An 18,607-nucleotide genomic window follows, 5' to 3' on the forward strand; every position below is an offset into this window, starting at 1 on the left:
CGGGGTTTCTGCGCGGGAGTGTCGGTGGCCCGTGGCAGCCTGTGCCCATGGAGATCCTCGGAACGGTGCTGCTGGCCCTGGGGTCGCTCGTGGTGGGCGGCCTGGTGGGCTGGCTCTGGCACTCCGGTCGCACGGCCTCGGTCCTGCGCGCCGCCGAGGTGTCGGCCGCGCGCGTCCGCGCCGAGGCCGACGCCGACCGGCACGCCGCCCAGGTGGAGGTGGTGCGCTTCCAGGCCCAGGTAGAGGCTGCGAACCGTGAGGTGCAGGCCGCGCGGGAACGGGCCGAGGAGCAGGTGGCGGCGGCACGCGCCGAGCAGGAGAACGCCGCACGGCACTTCCAGGCGCTGGCGGGCGAGGCCCTGGCCGCGAACAACAAGCAGTTCCTCGAGCTGGCGGAGGCGCGGCTGAAGGCGTCCACGGTGCGCGGCGAGGAGGTGCTCGCGCAGCGCGAGCAGGCGGTCCAGGCGCTGGTGGACCCGCTGACCAAGGCCGTGGACCAGGTCCGCACCGAGGTGGCTCAGGCCGAGAAGGCGCGGATCGAGGGCCAGGGCGCCATCGTCGAGCAGATGCGGGCTGTCGCCGAGGCGTCGGCCGAGCTGCGCGTCGGCACGAGCGACCTCGTCACGGCCCTGCGCTCGTCGCAGACCCGCGGCGCGTGGGGCGAGCTCCAGCTGCGGCGCGTGGTCGAGGCCGCCGGGATGATCAACCGCGTGGACTTCACCGAGCAGGCGCAGGCCACCACAGAGGACGGCACGCTGCTCCGGCCGGACATGGTGGTGCACCTCGCGGGCGGCAAGCACGTGGTAGTGGACGCGAAGGTCGCCTTCCTCGGGTACCTGGAGGCGCAGCAGGCCACCGACGAGGGTTACCGCGAGCAGCGGCTCGACGCCCACGTGCGCCACATGAAGAAGCACGTGGACGACCTGGCCTCCAAGAAGTACTGGAACCAGTTCTCCCCGGCGCCCGAGTTCGTCGTGATGTTCGTGCCCGCCGAGGCGTTCCTCTCCGCGGCGGTCGAGCGCGAGCCGGACCTGCTCGAGTACGCGGTGAGCAAGAACGTCATCGTGGCCACGCCCATGACGATGATCGCCCTGCTGCGCACCGTGGCCTACGCCTGGCGCCAGGACGCACTCGCGGAGAACGCCGCGCAGGTGCTCAAGGTCGGCAAGGAGCTGTACTCGCGCCTCGTGACCATGACGTCGCACATCACCAAGACCGGGCGGGCGCTCGAGTCGGCCACCAAGAGCTACAACTCGATGATCGGCTCGCTGGAGCGAAACGTCCTCACCTCGGCTCGGCGCATGATCGAGCTCGACGTCGTGGACGAGAAGGAGCACATCGACGAGGTCCGCGGGATCGAGGAGGTTCCCCGGCCCATCACCAAGTCCGAGCTGCTCGCCGCCGAGGAGGGCGGCATCGTGGCGATCGACCGCGGCCTCGACCAGTCCTTCGACCGGAGCGTCCTCGTACAAGAGCTCGAGGTCACCACTCTCGTCGCCAGCGACCAGCGTGCGCTCGAGTCCGTCGAGAAGTCCCTCCCCGAGGGGGGCTCCGGGGCATCCCAGGCCGCGGGCTGAGGCCTGCGACCCCGCCTCAGCCCACCTTTTCCGCTGCCGGCACGAGGGGTTCGCTCTGCTTGTCAGGGCGTCGGGTCCGGTAGGCGCCGATCAGGAGCAGCACGATCGGTACCACGATGATCAGGCCGTTGGGTGTCCACCCGAGGATCACCGCGTCGACAGCCACCCAGGCCGCCAGCGCCCAGGGCAGGAACTTTGGCGGCGTGAGGCCCCGGCCGTCGATCCACAGCACCAGGAGTCCGATCAGGACGAGCTGGGGCCCGAAGCTGTCGACGCTCAGCCAGTACGCGCTGTTCGCCGGGCTCATCTCGGAGAGATCCGCACCCCTGAGCTCCCCGCCGAACCATGCCCCGGCATGTCCGGCGGCGCCCTCGACCGTCAGGGCCCCCACTGTGTGGGCCGCCCCGTAGAACGCGATCAGTCCGCCGGCCCAGGTGATCATCGGGCGTCTTCGCGTCGACATCGCTACCTCCTCGGTGTTGTACGGTTGCGTACAACACACGGTAGACCGCTTGTACGGTGCCGTATATCCCTGCGGATCGTGAGGCGGGTCACATGGGCGCACTGCGCACCCCACGAGAGAGATGGATCGAGGAGGGCCTGCTGACGCTGGCCCGGGGCGGCGTGGACGCCGTCCGCGTGGAGTCGTTGGCCACGTCGCTCGGCGTGACCAAGGGCGGGTTCTACGGCTACTTCACGGACCGCGGCGCGCTGCTGAGCGAGATGCTCGACGCCTGGGAGCGCGAGAGCGTCGACGACGTCCTGGAGCAGGTTGAGCAGGCTGGTGGCGACGCGCTGGAGAAGGCCCGGCTGGCCGGGCAGCTGACGTTCTCCAGCCAGCGCCTGTTCCCCATCGACCTTGCCGTCCGCGACTGGGCCCGGCGCGACCCGGCGGTCGCGGAGCGCCTTCGCCGGGTGGACAACCGGCGGATGGAGCTGCTCCGCGAAGCCATCAGCACCTTCTGCCCGGACCCCGACGAGGTGGAGGCCCGAAGCCTGCTCGCCTTCTGCATGGCGATCGGCACCCACCTGATCACCGTCGACCACCCCGGCGGGCGCAGCCGCGCCGAGGTGAGCACGCGAGCCAGCGCGCTCCTCCTCGGCGGTTCCTGGTAGGACGACGGGCCGCCCCGGGACAACCAGGGACGGCCCGTCATACCCGAGTCGCTTTGTGCTGAGCGCGCGTCAGGCGAGCGGAAGCTCCTTGCGCTTCTCGCGACGCGGGCGGGGGTCCACCTCGCCGGCGGCCTTCAGCGCGGGGCGCAGCTCGCGCGGCAGCGAGAACATGAGGTCCTCGGTGGCGGTGCGCACCTCCTGCACGTCGGCGAAGCCCTGCTCGGCGAGCCGGGCGATGACGTCGTTGACGAGGATCTCGGGCACGGAGGCCCCGGAGGTGACCCCCACCGTCGTGGCGTCCTCGAACCACTCGTCCTGCATCTCGGTGGCGCGGTCGACGCGGTACGAGGAGCGGGCGCCCGACTGCAGCGCCACCTCGACGAGCCGCACCGAGTTGGAGGAGTTGGCCGAGCCCACGACGATGACGACGTCGCACTCGGGGGCCAGCTTCTTGACCGCGACCTGGCGGTTCTGGGTGGCGTAGCAGATGTCGTCGCTGGGCGGGTCCTGCAGGGACGGGAACTTCTCGCGCAGGCGGCGCACCGTCTCCATGGTCTCGTCCACCGACAGGGTGGTCTGCGAGATCCACACCACCTTGGCGGGGTCGCGGACCACGACCTTGTCCACCTCGTCCGGCGAGTTCACGATCTGCACGTGGTCGGGAGCCTCGCCCGCCGTTCCCTCGACCTCCTCGTGACCGGTGTGCCCGATCAGCAGGATGTCGTAGTCGTCGTCCGCGAACCGGACGGCCTCCTTGTGGACCTTGGTCACGAGGGGGCACGTCGCGTCGATGGTGTCCAGCTTCCGCACCGCGGCCGCGGCCCGGACGGCCGGCGACACGCCGTGGGCCGAGAACACCAGGCGGGCGCCCTCGGGCACCTCGTCCGTCTCGTTGACGAAGATGGCGCCGCGGTCGCGCAGGGTCTCCACGACGTGCTTGTTGTGGACGATCTCCTTGCGCACGTACACCGGTGCGCCGTAGTGCTCCAGCGCCTTCTCGACGGCGACGACGGCACGGTCGACACCCGCGCAGTAGCCGCGGGGCGCGGCGAGGAGCACGCGCTTGGTGAGGGTGGGCGAGGCGGTGACGGTCACGCGGCCAGTCTAGGCGAGCGGTGAGGAGGCCTTGTGTGGGTGGCGTGGGGCACGGTGTGGGTGGCGTGGGGCACGCTTGGAGCGTGACCGACCAGCCCGCCGCCCCGCTGCCGCTGCCCGAGAAGGCCCTCGACACCACGCCGTCGCGCCCGTGGCCGGTGCGCGTGCTCTCCGAGAAGATCCGCGGCTACATCGACCGCATGCCGCCGGTGTGGGTGGAGGGGCAGGTGGTGCAGTTCAACCAGCGCCCCGGCAGCGGCCTGCAGTACCTGACGCTGCGCGACACCGACCTGGACGTCTCGCTGCCGGTCACGGTCTTCAGCCGCATCCTCGCGGTGCTCCCCGTGGCGCCCACCGAGGGCGACCACGTCGTGATCCACGCGAAGCCCACCTTCTGGACCAAGCGCGGCACGTTCCAGCTGCAGGCGAGCGAGCTCCGCGCCGTCGGCGTGGGCGAGCTCCTGGCCCGGATCGACCAGCTCCGCCGGGTCCTCGCGGCGGAAGGGCTGTTCGACCCGGAGCGCAAGCGCCCCCTGCCCTTCCTGCCCGCGGTGGTCGGCCTGGTGTGCGGCCGGGAGTCCAAGGCGGAGCACGACGTCGTGGTCAACGCCCGCGCCCGCTGGCCCCAGGTCCGGTTCGAGACCCGCGAGGTCGCGGTCCAGGGCGTGAACGCGGTGCGCGAGGTGAGCAACGCCATCGCCGAGCTCGACGCCCGGCCGGACGTCGAGGTGATCGTCGTGGCCCGAGGCGGCGGCTCGGTCGAGGACCTCCTGCCGTTCAGCAACGAGGCCCTCGTGCGGGCCGCGGCGGCGTGCCGCACCCCGCTCGTCAGCGCGATCGGCCATGAGACCGACGCCCCGCTCCTCGACCTCGTGGCCGACTACCGCGCCTCCACCCCCACGGACGCCGCCAAGCGGATCGTGCCGGACGTGTCCGAGGAGCGGTCCCGGCTCGTCCAGGCCCGCGCGCGGATGCGCGGCGCCGTCGTGAGCCTGCTGGACCGCGAGCAGCGCGGTCTGGACGGGATGCGGTCCCGGCCGGTCCTCGCCGCACCGGAGGTCATGATCGAGTGGCGCGAGCGGGACGTCACGCAGGCGGTCGGCCACGCCCGCCACACGCTGAACGCCCTTCTCCTGCGCGCGGCGGGCGAGATCGGGCGCCTCGGCGCGCAGGTCCGCGCCCTCTCCCCCGCCTCGACCCTGGAGCGCGGCTACGCCGTCGTCCAGCGTGCGGACGGCCACGTGGTGCGCTCGCCCGACGACGTCACGGTCGGCTCGGGCGTGCACGTCCGCCTCGCGCAGGGCTCGCTCGAGGCGGAGGTCACGGCCGCGGGCGCCTGACGGCGCAGCGCGCTGCCTGAACCACCACACGTGCGAGCGGAGTGGCTCGGTGCCACCGTGGACAACGTCCAGGGGCGCCGGAAGCTGGCGCGCCGTGCAACGACCCGAGGAGTAGCCATGAGCGCGGGCGACAAGATGAAGCACCAGGCCGAGGAGGCCAAGGGGAAGGCCAAGGAGGCCTTCGGCGACGCGACGAACAACGAGAAGCTGCAGGCCGAGGGCCGCGGCGAGCAGGCCGGCGCCGAGGCCAAGCAGGCCGGCGACCGCCTGAAGGACGCGATGGACGACACCAAGGACTCGATCCGCGACATCGCGGACAAGGACCGCCGCTGACGCGGTCGCCTCATTCGGGTGGGCCGGGCGCGGTCAGCGCTCCCGGTCCACCCGCCGCTCGTCCCACACAGGTTCCGCGGTCTCGCGCACCACGCCGTCCGACCCGAACACGAGGTACCGGTCGAACGACCGGGCGAACCACCGGTCGTGGGTGACGGCCAGGACCGTGCCGTCGAACGCCTCCAGGCCCTCCTGGAGCGCCTCGGCCGACTCGAGGTCCAGGTTGTCGGTGGGCTCGTCGAGGAGCAGCGCCGTGCAACCGGACAGCTCGAGCTGCAGGATCTGGAACCGCGCCTGCTGGCCGCCCGACAGCCGGTCGAACGGCCGCTCGGCCGCGCCGACCAGCTCGTACCGGCGCAGCGACGACATCGCGGGCCCCATCTGCAGGGAGTGGTCCTCCCACAGGATCGACAGCAGCGAGCGCCCCATGAGCTCGGGGTGGGCGTGCGTCTGGGCGAAGTGGCCGGGCACGACGCGGGCTCCCAGCTTCCAGGTGCCGGTGTGCGCCACGTCGCCGCCGGCGAGGAGCCGGAGGAAGTGGGACTTGCCCGACCCGTTCGAGCCGAGCACGGCGACGCGCTCGCCGTAGAAGACCTCGAGGTCGAACGGCTTCATGAGGCCCGTGAGCTCGAGCCCTACGCAGGTCACGGCGCGCAGCCCGGTGCGCCCGCCCCGGAGGCGCATCGTGATGTCCTGCTCGCGCGGCGGCTCGGGCGGCGGTCCGGCCTCCTCGAACTTCGCCAGGCGCGTCTGGGCGGCCCGGTAGCGTGACGCCATCTCGTGGCTCACGGCGGCGGCCTGCCGCAGCGTGACCACGAGCTTCTTGAGCTGGGCGTGCTTCTCGTCCCAGCGCCGGCGCAGCTCCTCGAACCGCGCGAAACGCTCCTGGCGGGCCTCGTGGAAGGTGGCGAAGCCCCCGCCGTGCACCCAGGCGTCGGCCCCGGCGGGGCCGGGCTCGAGCGACACGATGCGGTCGGCGGCGCTGGCCAGCAGCTCGCGGTCGTGGGACACGAACAGGACGGTCTTGCGCGTCTCGCGGATCCGCACCTCCAGCCACCGCTTGCCGGGCACGTCGAGGTAGTTGTCCGGCTCGTCGAGGAGCAGCACCTCGTCGGTGCCGCGGAGCAGGGCCTCCAGGACGAGCCGCTTCTGCTCGCCGCCGGACATCGTGCGGACCTCGCGGAACTGCGCGCGGTCGTAGGGCACGCCCATGGCGGCCATGGTGCAGACGTCCCAGAGCGTCTCGGCCTCGTAGCCGCGCACCTCGGCCCAGTCCGCGAGCGCCTGGGCGTACGCCATCTGGACGTCCTCGTCGTCGGACTCGAGCATCGCCTGCTCGGCGGCGTCGACGGCGCGGGCGGCGTCCTTGATCTGGGGCGTCGCGACGGAGACGAGCAGGTCGCGGACGGTGGAGGCGTCGCGGACGGAGCCCACGAACTGCGACATGACGCCCAGCCCGCCCGACACGGTGACGGTGCCGCCGTGCGGCTTGAGCTCGCCGGTGACGATCCGCAGGAGCGTGGTCTTGCCGGCACCGTTGGGCCCGACGAGGGCGGTGGCGCTGCCCTCGCCCACCCGGAAGGAGACGTCCCCGAGGAGGGTCCGGCCGTCGGGGAGCTGGTACTCCACGTGCGCGACTTCGAGATGGCCCATGGGTCACCATGGTCCGGCCTGGTGCGCCCAGGTCCAAACTCATTGTCGGGTCGCCGTCGGCCCCGGTCCCGGACAACCTGTGGACGAGTCGCCCCGGATGTGGGTGACGTGTTGTTGACTGTTCCTCGTGAGTACCGACCTCGACTTCCCTGACGTGGCATCCCTTTCCTACGAACAGGCGCGTGACGAGCTGGTCCGCGTCGTCGGACGGCTGGAGGCCGGCGGCGAGCCGCTGGAGGCGTCGCTCGCGCTCTGGGAGCGCGGCGAGGCCCTCGCCGCCCGCTGCCAGGAGTGGCTGGACGGGGCGCGCGAGCGCCTCGCGGCGGCACAGGCCGCGACAACTGATGGTGCCAACGCCTCGGGCGACGCCGCGTGAGCGGCCACGTCCTCGCCGTGGGCGAGGCCCTGGTGGACGAGGTGCACCGTCCCGACGGCACGTCCGCCGAGCACCCGGGCGGCAGCATCGCGAACGTCGCGCTGACGCTCGGCCGCCTGGGGCGGGACGTGCGGCTGGCGACGTGGACGGGACCCGACGCGCGGGGCGACCTGGTGCGCGGCTGGCTCGCGGAGTCCGACGTCACGGTGGTGGAGGGCAGCGACGGCGCGGAGCACACGAGCGTCGCCGTGGCCACGCTGGACGCGCAGGGCGCGGCCACGTACGACTTCGACCTCACCTGGCGGGTGCCCGACGGCGCCGCCGCGTCCGACGGCACGCTCGCGGTGCACACCGGCTCGATCGCCGCCGTGCTGGAGCCGGGGGCCTCCCAGGTGCGCGCCCTGCTGGAGGTGGCGCGCGCCACCGCCACCGTGACGTACGACCCGAACGCCCGCCCGGCGATCATGGGTGACGCGGGGACCACGCGCCCCCTGGTCGAGTCGCTGGTCGCGCTGGCGGACGTGGTGAAGGTCAGCGACGAGGACCTCGCCTGGCTCTACCCGGGACAGGACCCGCGGGACGTCGCACGCACGTGGCGGAGCAGCGGCCCGGCCCTCGTGGTGGTCACCCTGGGCGGCGCGGGCGCCGTCGCGGTGACCGCGGCGGGCGAGGTCGACGTGGCGGCCCCGAAGGTCGAGGTCGTCGACACCGTGGGTGCGGGCGACTCGTTCATGGGCGCGCTCCTCGACGGTCTGTGGGACGCGGACCTGCTGGGGGCGGCGCGTCGTGCGGAGCTGCACGCGATCGGCGACGACGTCGCCGCCTCGATCCTCGGGCGGTGCGCAGCGGTCGCGGCGATCACGGTGTCGCGGGCCGGGGCGAACCCGCCGCGGCGTGCGGAGGTGGCCCGATGACCGGCGCGCCGCAGGACAGGGTCCCGCTGACCCCGCAGGAGGCCTGGGCCCTGCTGCGGTCGGGCAACGGCCGCTTCGTCTCCGGCGAGCCGGCGCACCCGTCACAGAGCGCCGACCGGCGGCGGGAGCTGCAGGCCGCCCAGTACCCGCACACGGTGATCTTCGGTTGCTCCGACTCGCGGGTCGCCGCGGAGATCATCTTCGACCAGGGCCTCGGCGACGTCTTCGTGGTGCGCACCGCCGGGCACGTGCTCGACACCACCGTGATCGGCTCGATCGAGTACGGGGTCGACGTGCTCGGGGCGTCGCTCGTTGTCGTCCTTGGCCACGACTCGTGCGGCGCGGTCGCAGCGGCGGCGCACACGCTGGCCACGGGCGAGCAGCCGTCGGGCTTCGTGCGCGCCATCGTGGACCGAGTCATCCCCTCGATCGTCAACATCACCGCCGGTGACCCGGGGATCGACCTCCGGGCGCTGTCCGACCCGAACATCCTGCGGCGCCAGCACGTGGTGCACACGGTCGGCATGCTGCACGGCTACTCCGCGGGTCTCGCGCGGGCCGTCGCGGAGGGCCGGTGCGCGGTGGTCGGCGTGGAGTACGACCTCGCCGAGGGCAGCGCCCGCCTCGTCGACGTGGTGGGGGACGTGGGCGAGCAGCCCGCGATCTGACACTCCGGGGCGACGCGCCGGAGTGACACGGTTCACGGCGGGTCGTCCCGCACGGTGCGGCACGATAGATCCATGACTGCAGACACCGTCGTCCCGTCCGGCTCGGCCGGCGCCGACCCCATCGAGTACCGCATCGAGCACGACACGATGGGCGAGGTGCGCGTCCCCGCGCACGCGCTCTACCGTGCCCAGACGCAGCGGGCCGTGGAGAACTTCCCGATCTCGGGCACGCCGCTCGAGCGCAGCCACATCGAGGCGCTCGCCCGCATCAAGAAGGCTGCGGCGCAGGCCAACGCCGAGCTGGGCGTGCTGGACCGTGCGATCGCCGACGCGATCGTCGCCGCCGCCGACGAGGTGGCGACCGGCGTGCACGACGCGCACTTCCCGGTGGACGTGTACCAGACGGGCTCGGGCACGTCGTCGAACATGAACACCAACGAGGTGCTCGCCACGCTCGCGACCCGCTCGCTGGGGAGCGACGTGCACCCGAACGACCACGTCAACGCGTCCCAGTCGTCGAACGACGTGTTTCCCACGTCGGTGCACGTCGCGGCGACGTCGGGCGTCATCAAGGACCTGGTCCCGGCCCTGGAGCACCTCGCGGGCGCGCTGCAGGCCAAGTCCGACGAGTACGCCACCGTCGTGAAGTCGGGCCGCACGCACCTCATGGACGCCACCCCGGTCACCCTCGGCCAGGAGTTCGGCGGCTACGCAGCGGCGATCCGCTACGGCGTCGAGCGTCTGCAGGCGGCCCTCCCTCGCGCGGCGGAGGTCCCGCTCGGCGGCACCGCCGTGGGCACCGGCATCAACACGCCGGCCGGCTTCCCGCAGCGGGTCATCGCCCTGCTCGCCGAGGACACGGGCCTGCCGCTCACCGAGGCGCGCGACCACTTCGAGGCGCAGTCCTCGCGTGACGGCCTCGTCGAGCTGTCCGGCGCGCTGCGCACCATCGCGGTGTCGCTGACGAAGATCTGCAACGACCTCCGCTGGATGGGCTCCGGCCCCAACACGGGACTCGGCGAGATCTTCATCCCCGACCTGCAGCCGGGCTCGTCGATCATGCCGGGCAAGGTCAACCCCGTGGTGCCCGAGGCCGTGCTCATGGTGTGCGCGCGCGTCATCGGCAACGACGCCACGGTCGCGTGGGCCGGTGCGTCGGGCTCGTTCGAGCTGAACGTGCAGATCCCCGTGATCGCCCAGGGCGTCCTCGAGTCGATCCGCCTCCTCGCCAACGCGAGCCGCGTGCTCGCGGACAAGACCGTCGTGGGCATCACGGCGAACGTCGAGCGGGCACGCGCGCTCGCCGAGTCGTCGCCGTCGATCGTGACGCCGCTCAACCGCGTCATCGGCTACGAGGCGGCCGCCAAGGTCGCGAAGCACTCGGTGAAGGCCGGCATCACCGTGCGCCAGGCCGTCATCGACCTGGGCTTCGTGGAGCGGGGCGAGGTCACGGAGGAGCAGCTCGACACCGCGCTGGACGTCCTCTCGATGACGCGCCCGCCCCAGGCCTGACCCAGCCCTCACGCCGCACAGGTCCGCACCCACAGCGAGGTGCGGACCTGTGCGGCGTCACAACTTCGTAACGACCCGAACCGAGCATGGAAACGCTCCCACACCGAGAGGTAGCGTCTGCGGGGCACGGCACGCCGGGGTTTCTTCTGCGGGCCGTCCCGACCTCCGAGGAGACCTGTGGCCTGGCTGCCCCGCGTGCTCGGCCGACGTGCCGGGGCCCAGCTCGGCGTCCTCGCCGCCGTGACCGCGCTGACGCTCGTCACCTGCTCGCTGCTGGGCTCCTTCTCGCTGCTGCTCACCACGGCGCAGGACCGCGCGCTCGGCGCAGCGCTCGACAGCGCACGGCCCGCCGACGTCGCCCTCGTCGCGGACCTGCGCCTCGGTGGCCCCATGAACTCCGACGGCGCCGCACGCACGGCCGTCGAGACGACGTCCGGCGCCCTCGCCTCGCTCGCCGGGGACGTCCCGCTCACGACGTCGGCCTGGGTCTCGACCGGCCTGATGCAGCCCGGTGAGGACCTGACCGAACCGGCCACGTACCTCGCGTCCGTGCCCGACTCCTCCCTCGTCCGGGTCGTCGAGGGCACCGTCCCGGCACCCGGCGCCCCGCTGCTGGAGCCGGACGTCGTGCCCGTGGCCGTGCCGGAGTCCGCGGCGGAGGCCCTCGGCTGGAGCGTGGGAGACCGGCTCGACCTCCGGGGCACGAACAGCGCGAGCCGCGTGACGGTCGAGGTCACGGGCGTGTACGAGCTGGTCGGACCTCGCTCCGCGTGGCGGCCCGACCTCCTCGAGGGCGCGAGCCACGACCCCGCCTTCCCGCTGCCCGAGAGCTTCGGCTTTGCCACGGTCCGCGTATGGGGCCCGCTGCTCGCCCCTGAGGCGACGCTGCTCGACGGCGTCGTGCCCGCCGCCGAGGCCCGCGTCACGAGCATGCCCGACCTCACCGGCCTGACGACCGCCGGGTCGGCCGCGATGCGGGACCGGCTCGTCGACGGCCAGTCCGTCCTCCGCGCGGCCACGGACCGGCAGACCAGGTCGTCGGTGCTGAGCACGCGCCTCGACGACACGCTCGAGGGGGTCGCCGCCCGGCTGGCGGCGACCCACGCCGGGGTCCTGGTGGCGGGCCTCGCACTGCTCGTCGTCGGCGGCGCGGCGCTGCTCCTGGCCGCCCGGCTCCTGTCGGAGCAGCGCACGGCCGGCCTCGCGCTCATGGCTGCCCGGGGCACGTCCCACGGGCAGCTCCTCGCCCTCGCCGCCCTCGAGGCGGCGGCGGTCGCGGCGGTCGCGGCTCTCGCCGCCCCGTGGCTCGCCGCGCTGCTCGTGAGCGCCGTGTCCGACGCGCTCGTCCCTGGGGGCTCCGGCGGCGCCGCCCTCCCGTTCGCGACCGCCCTCGCCACGCCCGCTCTGTGGTGGACGTGCGCGGCGGGCGCCGCCCTCCTCGCCGCCCTGCTCATGGTCCCGGTCCTCCGCCCCGACGATGCCGACTCCGACGCCCCGACGACCCGGCCCGGCCGCGCGGCCGCCGTCCGGACGGCCCTCGCGCGGTCGGGCGGCACCGTCGCCCTGCTCGTCGTCGCGGGCGTGGCGGGCTGGCAGCTCGACCGGTACCGGACGCCGTCGGCCGACGCAGGTGCCGACCCCGTGCTGGTCGCCGCGCCCGCGCTCCTCCTCCTCGCCTGCGCCCTCCTCGTGGTGCGGGCGCTCCCGCTGCTCGCGCGGGCGACGGACGCCCTCGCGGCCCGCTCGCGCCGCCTCGTGGCGCCGCTCGCGGCCTGGGAGACGGGGCGTCGTCCGGACCGCGCCGCGGGCACGGTGCTGCTGGTGACCCTGGCGGTCGCGAGCGGCACGTTCGCGCAGGTCACGCTCGCCACCTGGCGCACCTCGCAGGTCGAGCAGGCCGCGCAGACGGTCGGTACCGACCTGCGCCTCACCGACGTGCCGGGCTCCCCGCTCGACGCGTCCGCCCAGGTCGCCGCGCTGGCGCTCCTGCCCGTCACCGACCGGGCGGTGGCCTTCCAGGGGGCCGACGGCGACAGCGAAGGCCTGGGAGCGCGGCTGCTCGGCGTCGACGACGCCTCGGTCCTGCGGGGCCGCGTCGAGCCGAGCGCGGGCCTCGGGACGGCAACCACCTGGGACGACGTCGTCGCGCACCTGGGGCCGGCCGCCGCCCCCGCGGCAGGCCTGCCCCTCCCGGCGGAGGCCACCCGCCTCTCGGCGCGCATCACCGCCACCGTCGACCCGCCCCTGGCCGGCAGCGTCTTCGTGAACGTCGTGCTCGAGGACGAACGTGGGGTCCGCACGCAGAGCGCCCTCGTGACGAACCCGCTCGGCGGGGTGCCCCTCGGCGGGTCCACGGTCGGCGAGGTGACGCTGCGCGACGCGGCCCCCGCGGACGGTTCTGCCGGCGCCTCGCTGCGCGTGGTCGGCCTGCTGGTCACGGCCGTCCCCGGGCGCGACCTCCCGGACGAGGACCTCGTGGGTGGCCCGGGCACCCTCCAGGTGACCGTCGCCGACCTGACCGCGACGGACAGCACCGGCGCCGTCACCCCTGTGCCGCTCGACGGTTCATGGACGGCGCTGACCCGCCCGCAGTCCGGCGGCACGGTCGGGACGGGCATCCCCGGGGCCGGCACGCAGAGCCCCGTGGACGCAGAGGCGTCCGCGAGCGCCCTCACCCTCGAGCAGAGGATCGAACCCGTGACCTTCTCGTTCGAGGGCGACGGCTTCGTCGCCGCGCCGGGCGCCCTCGCCGTCCCGCAGCCGCTCCCCGCGGTGGTCACGGCCGAGCTGGCCGCGTCCGCGGAGCTGGTGCCTGGCGACACCGTGCGGCTCGGCGGCTCGGCACCGTTCTTGCTGGAGGTGGCGGGCGTCGTCGAGCACCTGCCGGGCGGGACCGGCCCGGGGATCCTCGTCCGCCGCGACACCCTGCAGGCCGCCGAGCTCGCGGCAGCCGCCGCTGCCCGCGGCCCCGACGCGTGGTGGGGCACCGTGCCCGACGACGCCGTCCCCGCCCTGACCGCGGCCGCAGTCGACCTCGGCGAGGCGCAGTCGCTGGCCGGCGAGCGCGCAGCCCTGCTCGACGGGCCGGACCGGGTGGGCCTCCAGGCCGCCCTCTGGATCCTCTCGGCAGCGGCCGTGCTCCTGGCGGGGGCCGGGGTGGCGACGAGCGTCGCGGCAGGCCTCCGGCTGCGCCGGCTCGAGCTCGCCCGCCTGCAGGCCCTCGGCGTGCCGCGCGCCGCGCTGGTGCGGGCGGTCCTGGCCGAGCACGGCCTGCTGGCGGCCGTCGGCCTGACCGGCGGGCTCGGTGTCGGCGCGCTGGTCGCGGCGCTGCTGGCGACCGCGCTCGCCGTCGGACCGGACGGCCGCGTGCCGGTGCCCGACCCCGTCCTCGACGTGCCGTGGGCGAGCCTGGCCTGGCTCGGCGGCGCGGCGCTCGTCGTCGTCGCGCTCGCCGTCGGGGGGACGGCACGCACCCAGGTTCGCCAGGCGTCGGCCGACCTGCTGCGGCTGGGGGCGGACCGATGACCGCCCGCGCCCTCCGCGCGACCGTCCAGGCCCTCCCCGTCGCGGCGCACCGCGCCCGGCGCCACGCCGGGTTCGTCGCGGCCTACGGGGCGCTCACCGCCGTGGTCGCGCTCGGCGCCCTCGCCGCTCCGCTGGCTCTCACCCGGGCGGCCGACGACGGCCTCCGCGCCGCCGTGGCAGCCGCCGGGCGGGACGCGGACGTCGTCGTCCGGTACGTGGGGCGCGAGGGCACGGACCTGCGGCATCCCGAGTCCTTCGTCGAGAGCCTCACGGCGGCGGCCGACGGCGGCCTGCCCCCCGCCCTGCGCGCCGTGACCGGCGACCCGGTCTCCGTCCTGCGCACCGCCGGACTGAACACCCTCACCCCGGCGGGTCCCTACTCCCTCCGGCTCGTGCACGCCCCGGACGCGGCCGTCACCTGGGTCGCAGGCGGGGCGCCCGGGACCCCGGACGACGGCGCAGCCCCGGACGACGGCGGCTCCCGGGCCGTCGAGGTGGGTCTCTCCGCCGCGACCGCCGAGGCCATGGGCGTGGGCCCAGGGGACATGCTGACCCTCTCGTCCGAGGTCCTGACCGCACGCGTGGCGGGCGTCTTCGAGCCCGTCGCCGCGGACGACCTGGCGTGGACCGACGCCGGGGACCTCCTCGCGCCCGGGCCCCTCCGCGAGGGCGCGTCGCTGCGCCCAGCCTCCGCCCTGCTGCCCGCCGAGTCGCTCGGTACCGCCCTGGAGGTCCTGGCCTCCGGGTCGGCGACCATCCAGGTGCGGTTCCCCCTCGACGAGGCCGCCCTGCGCGCCGACGACGCCACGACCTTGCGCAGCGACCTCGTCCGCGCGGCCACCACCCCGGACGCCCTCGCGAGCACGACCGCGGGCACCCCCATGGTCGAGACCGTCCTCGACGGCGTCCTCGACGCGTACGCCGCCCGGCTCGCGGTGGCCCGCGGCCAGGCGGCCACCGTGCTGACCGGCCTGGCGGCAGCCGGCGGTCTCGTCCTCTTCCTGGCTGCGAGCCTGCTCGTGGCCCGCCGCCGCCAGGTGCTGGAGCTGGAGCGGGCCCGCGGGGCGTCGGTCGCGTCGGTGGCCCTGCGCGCGGCCGCCGAGTCGGTCCCGCTGACGGTGCTCGCCGCCGTCGCGGCGGTCGCTGCGACGCTGCCGTCCGGCGGCCCCCCGTCCGGCCCCGAGGCGCTGCCCGCCGTCGCCGTGCTCGCGGTGGCCGCCGGTGCGCCCGTCGTGCTCGCCGCGCGGGTGGCGGCGTCGTCGTGGGCGGGGCGCCGTGTGGCCGCCAACCGGCGCGACCGGGAGCGGGACGCGCGTGCGCGCCGCACGTGGCGCACGTCGGCCGAGGCCACGGTGGTCGGCCTGGCCGCGGCGGCCGTCGCCGCGGCGCTGTTCCGCGGTGTCGTGCCCGACGGCGACCCCCTCGTCGCCGCCGCCCCGATCCTGCTGGCCGGTGCCTGCACGGTGGTGGTGCTGCGGGTCCTCCCCCTGCTGCTGGGCGTGGCCGAGCGCGCGGCCTCCCGGGGCCGCGGCCTGGTGCCGCTCGTCGCCGCCTCGCGCGCGGCGGGCGGCCGGACCGGGGTTCGCGGGGTGTCCGGGGCGAGTGCCGCCGCCCCCGTGCTCGCCCTGACGATCACCGCGGCGCTCACCGTCTCGTGCGCGGCGGCCGCGGCGACCGTCCAGCAGGCCCAGAAGGGCGCTGCCGCGGTGGTCGTCGGCGCGGCGGCCCGCGTCGACGGGCCGGACGAGGACCTCGCGGCCCTCGCGCTCACGCCACGCCCTGACGTGACCACGGCGGCGGGCACGGTCCTCCCCCGGCGGACCTTCGCGCGCGGCAGCGGCCTCAAGACCACGGTCCTGGTCGTCGACGCCGCGGCCTTCCCGCAGCTCACCGCGCTGGCGGACGCCGGTCTGCCCGCCCTGGGCGGCCCCGTCCCGGCGCTGCTGGACCCCCGCCTGGAGCGCACCGCACGCCTGCTCGAGCCCGACGTCTGGGCGCTCGACTCGACGGTTCCCCTCGTGGTCGCGGGCGTGCTCGACCTCGCCGCCACCGGCCCTCACCTCGACGTGACAGGCCCACCCACCGTGCCGGTGGTCGTGGTCGACCGGGCCGCGCTGGCGGCGTCGCTCGGGCTCGCCCCCGGCGACCTGCCGGTGGACGTCGTCTGGCTCGACGGTCCCGGGGCCCAGGCCGCGGTCGAGGAGCTGAGGGACGCCGGGGCGTCGTCGGGCACCGTGACGACGCGCGAGGAGCGCGCGACGGGGCTGCGGACCGACCCGCTCGCGGTCGGCCTCGTGACGCTCTACCTGCTCGCGGCGGGCATGCTCGCCGCTCTCGCCGTCGCGGCGGTGGCGCTGACGGTGCTCGCCACCGCGCCTGAGCGGACCCGGGTGCTGGCGGTGCTGCGCACCCTGGGCACGCCCCGCGCGGCGGGGCGGGCCCTGACCGCGGCGGAGCTCGCGCCCGTGCTGGCGGCGGCCGTGGCCGCGGGCCTGGCGTCAGGGGTGCTCGTCGCGGTGCTGCTGACCTCCGCGCAGGACCTCGGGTCGCTCGCCGGCGGGGGCGACCCCGCCCTGCTCGTCCCGTGGTGGCCCTTCGCGCTCGTGGTCGGCGTGACCGCAGCGGCCCTGGCCGCCGCCGTGGCGGCCGAGGCGCGCTCGCGCCGGCACGTCCGGATCGGGGACGTGCTGCGCACATGGTGAGGACATGACGGGGCCAACGAGGAGGCGGGCATGAGCGGGACAGCGACGACGACCGGGGCCAGGACCGAGCCGGTCCGGGCGGAGGGCACGTTCGGCGACGGCGCTCTCGTGGTCTGCGACAGCCTGGTGCGCATCTACCAGTCGGACGGGATCGAGGTGCAGGCGCTGCAGGGCCTGGACCTGCTCGTCGAGGAGGGCGAGCTCGTCGCCGTCGTCGGGGCGTCGGGCTCGGGCAAGTCGACGCTCCTCGGCATCCTGTCGGGCCTCGACGTGCCGACGGCCGGGCGGGTACGGGTGGGGCCGTGGGACCTCGCGGCGATGACGCGCGCCCAGCGGGTGACGTACCGGCGGCAGTCGGTGGGCTTCGTCTGGCAGCAGACGGCCCGCAACCTCGTGCCGTACCTGACGGCCGAGCAGAACGTCGACTTCCCGCAGTCGGTGGCGGGCGTGCCCCGGCGGGAGCGGGCCGCCCGCACCCACGAGCTGCTGGGGGCGCTGGGCGTCGCGGACTGTGCGCACCGACGGCCGGGGCAGCTCTCGGGCGGGCAGCAGCAGCGGGTCGCGATCGCGGTCGCCCTGGCGAACAGCCCGGCGCTGCTCCTGGCGGACGAACCCACGGGCGAGCTCGACACGACGACGTCGGCCGAGGTGCTCGAGGCGCTGCGGTCCGTCAACACCGAGCTCGGCACCACGGTCCTGGTCGTGACGCACGACCCGAGCGTGAGCGAGCACGTGCGACGCACGGTGGCGATCCGCGACGGCCGCACCAGCTCGGAGGTGCTGCGGAGCACCCGCACCCACGACGACGGCACGGAGCACACGGTCGCGGAGGAGTTCGCCGTCCTCGACCGGGCAGGTCGCGTGCAGCTGCCGCGCGAGTACCGCGAGGCGCTCGACCTCGTGGGGCGGGTGCGCCTCGCGCTCGAGGAGCACCAGGTGACGGTCCGGTCCGGGAGGGAGAGCTGATGAGCACCACAGAGCTGATGGCGACGGCGGAGCCGCTGGTCCGCGTCGAGGGCGTGCAGCGCACCTACGGGCGGGGCGCCGCCGCGGTGCACGCGCTCGAGGGCGTGTCGTTCGAGGTGCGGCCGGGGGAGCTCGTCGCGGTCGTCGGGCGGTCCGGCTCGGGGAAGACGACCCTGCTCAACATCGTGGGCGGCCTCGACCGTCCCGACGAGGGGCGCGTCGAGGTCGCCGGGCGGGAGGTGTCGTCGCTCGACGAGCGCGGGCTCGACGCGCTGCGCCGGGACGTCGTGGCGTTCGTCTTCCAGTCGTTCGGACTCGTGCCGACGCTGTCCGCGGCCGAGAACGTGGGCGTCCCCCTGCGGCTTCGGGGCGCGCCGGTGGCCGAGCGCGAGTCCCGGGTGCGGCTGCTGCTGGACCTGGTAGGGCTCGGGGACCACGCCGACCAGCGCCCGGGCGAGCTGTCCGGCGGGCAGCAGCAGCGCGTGGCGATCGCGCGGGCGCTGGCCGCCTCGCCGAAGCTGCTGATCGCGGACGAGCCCACCGGACAGCTCGACTCCGAGACGGGGCTGGCGGTGATGGCGCTGCTGCGCGGCGTGGTCGAGGCCGAGGGCATGACGGCGCTGGTGGCGACCCACGACCCGACGTTCATGGCGCTGGCCGACCGCGTGCTGCGGCTGGAGGACGGCCGGCTCCACGACGACACTTTGATAAGCCTTGCCTAGGCCACAGTCACGGGGTACGCGAGGGCCGGGCACGCCCGACACGACAGCCGGGAGGGTGAACAGGGCCGCCCCGTCAACGTGATCAGTTCTGGCCGATATCTGTTCACT

At 74.8% G+C, this 18,607-nt stretch carries 15 protein-coding genes; 12 read left to right on the top strand and 3 right to left on the bottom strand.

Features of this window, described 5'->3' with window-relative positions; translation table 11 throughout:
- Window positions 1–47 precede the first annotated feature (47 nt).
- The gene (locus tag D1350_RS14610; RefSeq protein ID WP_125776769.1) at window positions 48–1,577 is read left to right on the top strand and encodes a DNA recombination protein RmuC; all 1,530 of its coding nucleotides are present in this window, start codon (window positions 48–50) and stop codon (window positions 1,575–1,577) included.
- Window positions 1,578–1,593: 16 nt separating this feature from the next.
- On the opposite strand, the gene D1350_RS14615 is transcribed toward D1350_RS14610, so the two are convergent.
- Window positions 1,594–2,040, bottom strand: coding sequence for a hypothetical protein (locus D1350_RS14615; protein WP_125776770.1), 447 nt, complete (start codon window positions 2,038–2,040; stop codon window positions 1,594–1,596).
- Window positions 2,041–2,132: 92 nt separating this feature from the next.
- Between D1350_RS14615 and D1350_RS14620 the strand changes: the two genes are divergently transcribed.
- On the top strand, window positions 2,133–2,693 hold the full coding sequence (locus D1350_RS14620; protein WP_125776771.1) for a TetR/AcrR family transcriptional regulator: 561 nt from the start codon (window positions 2,133–2,135) through the stop codon (window positions 2,691–2,693).
- A 69-nt stretch (window positions 2,694–2,762) separates the two neighbouring features.
- Here the strand turns inward: D1350_RS14620 and D1350_RS14625 are convergent, their stop codons facing one another.
- On the bottom strand, window positions 2,763–3,788 hold the full coding sequence (locus D1350_RS14625; RefSeq protein WP_125776772.1) for a 4-hydroxy-3-methylbut-2-enyl diphosphate reductase: 1,026 nt from the start codon (window positions 3,786–3,788) through the stop codon (window positions 2,763–2,765).
- A gap of 83 nt (window positions 3,789–3,871) precedes the next feature.
- Here D1350_RS14625 and xseA point away from each other — a divergent pair, with 83 nt between their 5' ends.
- Both xseA and D1350_RS14635 read left to right on the top strand, forming a co-directional pair.
- On the top strand, window positions 3,872–5,128 hold the full coding sequence (xseA, locus tag D1350_RS14630; RefSeq protein WP_125776773.1) for an exodeoxyribonuclease VII large subunit: 1,257 nt from the start codon (window positions 3,872–3,874) through the stop codon (window positions 5,126–5,128).
- 117 nt (window positions 5,129–5,245) lie between these two features.
- Entirely contained in the window at window positions 5,246–5,461 is a 216-nt protein-coding gene (locus D1350_RS14635) for a CsbD family protein (protein WP_125776774.1), read from the top strand.
- 33 nt (window positions 5,462–5,494) lie between these two features.
- Here the strand turns inward: D1350_RS14635 and D1350_RS14640 are convergent, their stop codons facing one another.
- Window positions 5,495–7,114 (bottom strand): ATP-binding cassette domain-containing protein, encoded by a 1,620-nt coding sequence (locus D1350_RS14640; protein ID WP_125776775.1) that lies wholly within the window; start codon window positions 7,112–7,114, stop codon window positions 5,495–5,497.
- Between the two features lie 127 nt (window positions 7,115–7,241).
- On the opposite strand from D1350_RS14640, the gene D1350_RS14645 reads away from it, so the two are divergent.
- From D1350_RS14645 to D1350_RS14680, 8 genes are all read left to right on the top strand, one after another.
- Window positions 7,242–7,490, top strand: a complete 249-nt coding sequence (locus D1350_RS14645) for an exodeoxyribonuclease VII small subunit (protein ID WP_125776776.1) — start codon at window positions 7,242–7,244, stop codon at window positions 7,488–7,490.
- The gene (locus tag D1350_RS14650; RefSeq protein WP_125776777.1) at window positions 7,487–8,404 is read left to right on the top strand and encodes a carbohydrate kinase family protein; all 918 of its coding nucleotides are present in this window, start codon (window positions 7,487–7,489) and stop codon (window positions 8,402–8,404) included. Before D1350_RS14645 ends, D1350_RS14650 begins: the two co-directional genes overlap by 4 nt.
- Window positions 8,401–9,072 (top strand): carbonic anhydrase, encoded by a 672-nt coding sequence (locus D1350_RS14655; protein WP_125776778.1) that lies wholly within the window; start codon window positions 8,401–8,403, stop codon window positions 9,070–9,072. The genes D1350_RS14650 and D1350_RS14655 overlap by 4 nt, the downstream gene beginning before the upstream one ends.
- A gap of 72 nt (window positions 9,073–9,144) precedes the next feature.
- On the top strand, window positions 9,145–10,584 hold the full coding sequence (locus D1350_RS14660; RefSeq protein WP_125776779.1) for a class II fumarate hydratase: 1,440 nt from the start codon (window positions 9,145–9,147) through the stop codon (window positions 10,582–10,584).
- A 177-nt stretch (window positions 10,585–10,761) separates the two neighbouring features.
- The gene (locus D1350_RS14665; protein WP_125776780.1) at window positions 10,762–14,109 is read left to right on the top strand and encodes an FtsX-like permease family protein; all 3,348 of its coding nucleotides are present in this window, start codon (window positions 10,762–10,764) and stop codon (window positions 14,107–14,109) included.
- On the top strand, window positions 14,106–16,811 hold the full coding sequence (locus D1350_RS14670) for an FtsX-like permease family protein (RefSeq protein ID WP_125776781.1): 2,706 nt from the start codon (window positions 14,106–14,108) through the stop codon (window positions 16,809–16,811). Before D1350_RS14665 ends, D1350_RS14670 begins: the two co-directional genes overlap by 4 nt.
- Window positions 16,812–16,841: 30 nt before the next feature.
- On the top strand, window positions 16,842–17,777 hold the full coding sequence (locus tag D1350_RS14675; protein ID WP_125776782.1) for an ABC transporter ATP-binding protein: 936 nt from the start codon (window positions 16,842–16,844) through the stop codon (window positions 17,775–17,777).
- The gene (locus tag D1350_RS14680; protein WP_206074549.1) at window positions 17,777–18,499 is read left to right on the top strand and encodes an ABC transporter ATP-binding protein; all 723 of its coding nucleotides are present in this window, start codon (window positions 17,777–17,779) and stop codon (window positions 18,497–18,499) included. The genes D1350_RS14675 and D1350_RS14680 overlap by 1 nt, the downstream gene beginning before the upstream one ends.
- The last annotated feature ends 108 nt before the right edge of the window (window positions 18,500–18,607 follow it).

Source organism: Antribacter gilvus, assembly GCF_003946865.1.
GTDB classification, from domain to species: Bacteria; Actinomycetota; Actinomycetes; order Actinomycetales; family Cellulomonadaceae; genus Antribacter; species Antribacter gilvus.

Coding starts and splice junctions, on each gene's coding strand:
- D1350_RS14610 (WP_125776769.1), top strand. CDS start 48: ATGGAGATCCTCGGAACGGTGCTGCTGGCCCTGGGGTCGCTCGTGGTG.
- D1350_RS14615 (WP_125776770.1), bottom strand. CDS start 2,040: ATGTCGACGCGAAGACGCCCGATGATCACCTGGGCCGGCGGACTGATC.
- D1350_RS14620 (WP_125776771.1), top strand. CDS start 2,133: ATGGGCGCACTGCGCACCCCACGAGAGAGATGGATCGAGGAGGGCCTG.
- D1350_RS14635 (WP_125776774.1), top strand. CDS start 5,246: ATGAGCGCGGGCGACAAGATGAAGCACCAGGCCGAGGAGGCCAAGGGG.
- D1350_RS14640 (WP_125776775.1), bottom strand. CDS start 7,114: ATGGGCCATCTCGAAGTCGCGCACGTGGAGTACCAGCTCCCCGACGGC.
- D1350_RS14655 (WP_125776778.1), top strand. CDS start 8,401: ATGACCGGCGCGCCGCAGGACAGGGTCCCGCTGACCCCGCAGGAGGCC.
- D1350_RS14660 (WP_125776779.1), top strand. CDS start 9,145: ATGACTGCAGACACCGTCGTCCCGTCCGGCTCGGCCGGCGCCGACCCC.
- D1350_RS14670 (WP_125776781.1), top strand. CDS start 14,106: ATGACCGCCCGCGCCCTCCGCGCGACCGTCCAGGCCCTCCCCGTCGCG.
- D1350_RS14675 (WP_125776782.1), top strand. CDS start 16,842: ATGAGCGGGACAGCGACGACGACCGGGGCCAGGACCGAGCCGGTCCGG.
- D1350_RS14680 (WP_206074549.1), top strand. CDS start 17,777: ATGAGCACCACAGAGCTGATGGCGACGGCGGAGCCGCTGGTCCGCGTC.